The sequence below is a fragment of the Deinococcus sp. genome, from assembly GCF_018260405.1.
Lineage (GTDB): Bacteria > Deinococcota > Deinococci > Deinococcales > Deinococcaceae > Deinococcus.
In genome coordinates, this window is sequence record NZ_JAGLBG010000109.1 from 1 (window position 1) to 6,040 (window position 6,040).

General features: G+C 63.4%; 4 protein-coding genes. All 4 read left to right on the forward strand.

What is annotated here, in order from left to right; translation table 11 throughout:
* Positions 1–153: 153 nt before the first annotated feature.
* The 4 genes from QZ269_RS11360 (at position 154) to QZ269_RS11375 (ending at position 5,777) form a co-directional block, all read left to right on the forward strand.
* Entirely contained in the window at positions 154–1,542 is a 1,389-nt protein-coding gene (locus QZ269_RS11360) for an MDR family MFS transporter (RefSeq protein WP_291426819.1), read from the forward strand.
* 288 nt (positions 1,543–1,830) lie between these two features.
* The gene (locus tag QZ269_RS11365; RefSeq protein WP_291426820.1) at positions 1,831–3,753 is read left to right on the forward strand and encodes a circularly permuted type 2 ATP-grasp protein; all 1,923 of its coding nucleotides are present in this window, start codon (positions 1,831–1,833) and stop codon (positions 3,751–3,753) included.
* The gene (locus tag QZ269_RS11370) at positions 3,753–4,706 is read left to right on the forward strand and encodes an alpha-E domain-containing protein (RefSeq protein ID WP_291426821.1); all 954 of its coding nucleotides are present in this window, start codon (positions 3,753–3,755) and stop codon (positions 4,704–4,706) included. The genes QZ269_RS11365 and QZ269_RS11370 overlap by 1 nt, the downstream gene beginning before the upstream one ends.
* A gap of 246 nt (positions 4,707–4,952) precedes the next feature.
* Positions 4,953–5,777, forward strand: coding sequence for a transglutaminase family protein (locus QZ269_RS11375; RefSeq protein ID WP_291426822.1), 825 nt, complete (start codon positions 4,953–4,955; stop codon positions 5,775–5,777).
* Positions 5,778–6,040: the final 263 nt, after the last annotated feature.

Below are 6,040 nucleotides of genomic sequence, written 5' to 3' on the forward strand. Positions count from 1 at the left end.
TCTGCTCCAGCGATTGTGCGCCTGATGAAGAGGGCAGCATGGATACTCCGACGATATGGGCCTCAGACAGCCTCTAACATGCGCCCTACATGCGCTCTTGGCTTCCGGCACTCGGCCACGGTGCCCCGCGCCTGGGCGTGTACCCTAATGGATATGACTGCTCCGAACCTTGACCCGGCCCCTATCCTGAGTTCAGCACAACTGCGAACGCGCCAGCTCGCAACCATCGGCCTGATTCTGGGGGTTTTTCTCAATGCTATGGAGGCCAGCGTGGTTTCTACGGCCATGCCCAGCGTCATCAAAGACCTACACGGTTCGGCGTACTACGCGCTGCCTTTTGCAATCTATATGCTGTTTAGCACGATCAGCAGCCCATTGTGGGGGCGCGGCTCGGACATCGTGGGGCGCAAGCGGCTGTACCTGACGGGCCTGGTGCTGTTCCTGGTGGGGTCGGCGCTGTGCGGAGCGGCGCAGTCCATGGGTTGGCTAATCGGGGCGCGGGCCTTGCAAGGTCTGGGCGCAGGGGCGCTGCTGACCATCAGCCTGACCATCGTGGGCGAGCTGTTCTCCTTGCAAGAGCGCGGGCGGGTGCAGTCGTTTATCAGTGGGGTGTGGGGCATCTCGGGTCTGGTCGGCCCGCTGCTGGGCGGCTTTCTGACCGATCAGTGGTCGTGGCGCTGGACCTTTTACGTGTCGCTGCCGTTCGGAGTGGCGGCCTTTTTCATGGTATCGCGTTTTCTGCGCGAAACGGGCGAACGCCGCGCCGCGCAACTCGACTGGCTGGGCACCGCGCTGTTCACGGTGGGCAGCGGCATGACCATCTGGGGCCTGGAACTGAAGCTGTGGGCACTGGTGGGCCTCGGCCTGGCCGTGCTGACCGGAGCGATGGTCGTCGAAAGCCGCCACCCCAACCCGCTGCTGCCCATGCAGGCACTGAAGCAACGCCTTCCAGCGGTGGCCTTCGGGGCCAACTTTCTGGGGGGCGGGGCCTACTTCGGCGTCATCGCCTACCTGCCGCTGTACGCCCAGGGCGTGACCCACGGAGACGCCACGGCGGCGGGCGCGATCCTGACCCCTATGCTGGTCGGCTGGACGCTGGCCAGCATCGCAGCGGCGCAGCTGATGAAAAAAATTCCGCTGGCCCGGCTCTCGCAACTCGGTTTCGCGGTGCTGGTGGTCATGTTCATCGCGCTGATCTTCACGGTGCATTCGCCGCTGTGGGTCACCAGCGTCATCGGGTTTTTCGTCGGCACCGGCATGGGCTTTTCGATGCTCACCCTGCTGCTGGCCGCCCAGCAGAGCGCGGCGCGGGGCGAACTGGGGGCCGTCACCAGCGGCGTCATGTTCGCCCGGCAGATGGGCGGGGCGCTGGGCGTGGCGGTCATGGCGCTACTGATCGGGCAGGCCGCCATCCACGGCGGGGGCCTTGAACTGGCCGAGGGCCTGCGCCGCGCCTGCTTCCTGGCGCTGGCCCTGGTCGCCGGGGCACTGGTTCTCAGCCTGATGCTGCGAGTCCCACAGGCCCCGGAAACGGCGCACTGAACACCCGCCCCCCGCAACGACCACCCGCTCTATTCAGACTCTCCCCTCACCAGTCAGGCGAGGGGTTTTGAATGCCACTCGGCGACGTCGTAGGGCAATCTTGCTCACCACGCGGAGGCAACGGCACCGGGCAACATACAGATTCCCCGTACAAGGCCGCACGAAAGCCATTCTACGCGCTTGCCCCCGCCTGCACGTCAGCTTGTCTGTGCGCTTTTTTACGGGTGGTGCCGCATTCGTTATGCTGAAGGCCAATCATCGTAGGGATGCGAAGAAAGGAAGGTCGCCATGAAGTATGAACCGGGCAGTCAGTTTTACGACGAGATGTTCACGCAGGGCGCGGAGGTCAGACCGCACTATCAGGGGGTCGCCGAGTACGTTCAGCGCCTAGGCACGGCGGAATTCAGCCGCAGGCACGCGCTGCTGGACATGGCGTTCCGTAACCAGGGCATCACCTTTACAGTCTACGGCGACTCGCAGGGCACCGAGCGCACCTTTCCCTTCGATCCGGTGCCGCGTATCATCGCCGCGTCCGAGTGGGCCATCGTCGAGCAGGGTCTCAAGCAGCGCGTGTCTGCGCTCAACGCTTTTTTGCGCGACATCTACAGCGAGGCGCAGATTCTGTCCGACGGCGTCATCCCGGCGGAACTGGTCTACACCTCGGCGCACTTTCGGCGCGAGGTTCACGGCGTCAAGGTGCAGCAGGGTATCTATACCCACATCGTCGGCACCGACCTGATCCGCGACGAGAAGGGGCAGTACCTAGTGCTGGAAGACAACCTGCGCTCACCCAGCGGCGTGTCTTACCTGCTGGCCAACCGCCAGGCCATGACCCGTATCTACCCCGGAATGTTCGAGGGCCAGGGCGTGCGGCCCGTGCAGCACTACACCAATGCCCTGCTGGGCGTGCTGCAAAGCATGTCGCCCCGCGAGAACGGCACCGTGGTCGTGCTGACGCCGGGCATGTACAACAGCGCCTACTTCGAGCACGCCTACCTCGCCCAGCAGATGGGCGTCCAACTGGTCGAGGGCCGCGACCTGTTTGTCGACGGGGGCCGCGTCTGGATGCGCAGCACCGGGGGGCGCCAGCAAGTCGACGTGATCTACCGCCGCGTGGACGACGATTTCCTCGACCCGTTGACCTTTAGGCGCAGCAGTACGCTGGGGGTAGCGGGCATCGTCGAGGTCTACCGCCAGGGCCGCGTGGCGATCGCCAACGCCATTGGCACCGGGGTCGCCGACGATAAGGCGGTCTACGCCTATGTGCCCGAGATGATCCGCTATTACCTCAACGAGGAACCGATCTTGAACAACGTGCCCACCTTCCTGGGCTGGGATCCGGATCACCTCGAATACATGCTCGCCAACGCTTCCGAACTGGTTATCAAGGCTGTGGGTGAGGCGGGCGGGTACGGCATGTTGATCGGCCCGGCGGCCACACGCGAGGAGGTCACGGACTTTGTCAAGAAAGTGGCGGCCAATCCGCGCGACTTTATCGGGCAGCCGGTGGTGGGCCTCTCGCGCCACCCGACCTATTACCCCGACAGCAATCAGTTTGAACCGGCGCACATTGACCTGCGGCCTTACATCCTGTGCGGGCCGAAAAACACCACTATCGTGCCCGGCGGCCTGACCCGTGTGGCGCTGCGCCGGGGCAGCCTGGTGGTTAATTCCTCGCAAGGGGGCGGCAGCAAGGACACCTGGGTACTCGACCACGACGGCAACAACGTGCCCATGACCATGAACCAAAACCTTCCAGGCACCCTACTGCAAAGCCAGCACCAGTACCAGGGCGGCTTCGGCGCGGTACCGATCGGCGGGCGTAGGGCGCCCGATACGGCACATGAAACGGCAAAGCCGCCAGGCACCAGCCCCATGCAGCCCCCCCAGCGGCGCACCGACACCGAGAGCGAAGCTTATGAGCGCCAGGCGCGGCTGCACGCCACCGAACAGGCGCAGGTCACCGCCTACTCACAGAGCCAGCCGCCGAGTCAGTCGGGCGCAGAGGACCAGTGCCAGGACGAGTCTCAGGGCCAGAGCCAGAATCAAGGGCAAAGACAAGGACAGGGACAAGGCCAATGGCAGGGCCAGTCGCAGGGACAATCACAAAGCCAATCGCAGGGCCAGCCGCAGAGCGATCCACAGGCCCAGGTGCAGCACTCGTATCAGCAGGAACTGGAAAAAGAAGAACTCGAAGGGGGGGAAGGCTGATGCTGCTGCTTTCACGACTGGCCGAAAACCTGTACTGGACGGGGCGCTACATGGAACGGGCCGAGAACACCGCCCGGCTGCTGAACGTCAACTACTACGCCACGCTGGAAAACGCCGGGCGCGCGCGGGAATACTGGAAGCCGCTGCTGGAACTTATGGGCGGAGACGCCCCGCTGCGGGCCAAATATGGCCGGGTAGACGCCCGCAGCATCAGCCAGTGGATGGCTTTTGACCTCGACAACCCGTCGAGCATTGCCAGCAGTATGCGCTACGCCCGCGAAAATGCCCGTGGCCTGCGCGACCGCATTCCCTCTGAGATGTGGGAGTCGGTTAACCGCAGCTACCTGCAACTGTGTTTTGAAAACGAGTCGGTACTTGACCGCGACGGCCTGTTCGAGTACTGCGCTCATGCCCGCGACTCGGCGCAGTTCTTTTTCGGGATCGCCTTTGCTACGCTGCCGCGTGACGAGGGCTGGTCGTTCATGCGGGCCGGGCAGATGCTGGAGCGCGGCGACAATACCCTGCGGGTGCTGCGGGGCCGGTTCCGGGGCCTCGACGCCGATATCAGCGACCATCCCACCGCCCGCGCCTTGCAGGAACAGCGCTGGGTCAGTGCGCTCAAGGGTCTAAGCGCCTACGAGGCTTACCGCAAGCAGGTGCATAGCGGCATCGACCCTGATCTGATCGGTGATTTCCTGCTGCTCGACGAGTTCTTCCCGCGCAGCGTGCGGTACAGCGCCGTGAACCTTAAGGACGCCCTCAAGCAGATCGAGCAGTGGCACCCCGGCCAGCACCCTGACATCCTGCGACTGGCCCGCTGGCTGGTGGCCCGCTTGCAGTACCTGACGGTCGACGACATCCTGAAAGTCGAGGACCCGTCGCTGGAAGTGCTGATCGGTGACTTCAACCGAATCGGCGCGGCGATTCACAACGCCTACTTCGAGCAGGAATGACGGTGGGCGTACTAAGTGCGTTGAAGCTAACATTGCGGGATTCCGGGAAAGCGCCGGAACCTCTCCATTCCCGCTCCAACGCACTTTCTTCTGCTACGCGCTCCGCGCGGTTTATCTACAAGATAAACGCAGTGTACTTAAGGCCCCGTTTCACAGCCACAAGGGGGGCTTGCCCTGCTGTTGTCTTGACAGTGTGCACATGCTGGAGCAAAAGCGTGACATTCTGCACGCGACGAGGTTGTTTCCATGCGCTGTGAAATCAGGCACACTACCGAATACCACTACCCCAGGCCCGCCTGGGACTCTTTTAATCAGGTACGCCTCAACCCCATTCAGGAAGTGCGCCAAACGGTGCGCCTCTTTCACCTGAACGTGACGCCCGAAGCCGAGATCACTTCTCACAAGGATTATTTCGGGGCCATCGTGCAGCAGGTGCATGTTCACGAGCCGCACACGCACCTGCTGATCGAGGCGCAGGCCATCGTCGATACCCACGCCGTGACCATGCCGCTGCCCGCTCCGTTCAGCGTATTGCGGGAAGCGCGGGCACAGAACACCGAGTTCCTGGTGCCCTGCCCGCGCGTTCCGGCAGGCGACTGGCCCGAGATTTTTGGCGTGACCCGCCCCGGCCCAGACGATGACCTGCCCGCCTTTCTGGAACAGCTAAACACCGACCTGTACCGCCGCTTTACCTACGACTCGAAAGCGACCACGGTACGCACCACTATCGCCGAATTCGCGCGGCTCAACCGGGGGGTCTGTCAGGATTTTACGCATGCCATGCTGGGCATCCTGCGGACGCTGGGCGTTCCGGCCCGCTACGTCAGCGGCTACCTGTACAGCGGCGGCGAGATGGTGGGCGCGGAAGCCACCCACGCCTGGGTCGAGGCCCTGATTCCGGGCTACGGCTGGCTAGGCTACGACCCGACCAACAACTGCCTTGCCAAGGAAAAGCACATCAAGATTGGGCACGGGCGCGAGTATAGCGACGTTTCCCCGGTGCGCGGCACCTACTACGGCGGCGGCGTCAGCAAACTGGACGTGGCCGTTCACGTCTACGGCGAGCGCTGAGGCCAGTCAAGACTGAGACCCGGCCAAAAAGCGAAGGCCCCCGCCAGGTGACCGGCGAGGGGCCTTCGCTTTGGCTCAATGATTCCGCTCATACGAACTGCCGCACCATTGCACAAAGTCAGTCTGTTGTTTCTCCTCGCCTCCGATCGGATTGAATCTGGAACTGCCCGGTTCAATCGGCAGTCCGTCTTAGAGGCTGTCTGAGGCCCATATCGTCGGAGTATCCATGCTGCCCTCTTCATCAGGCGCACAATCGCTGGAGC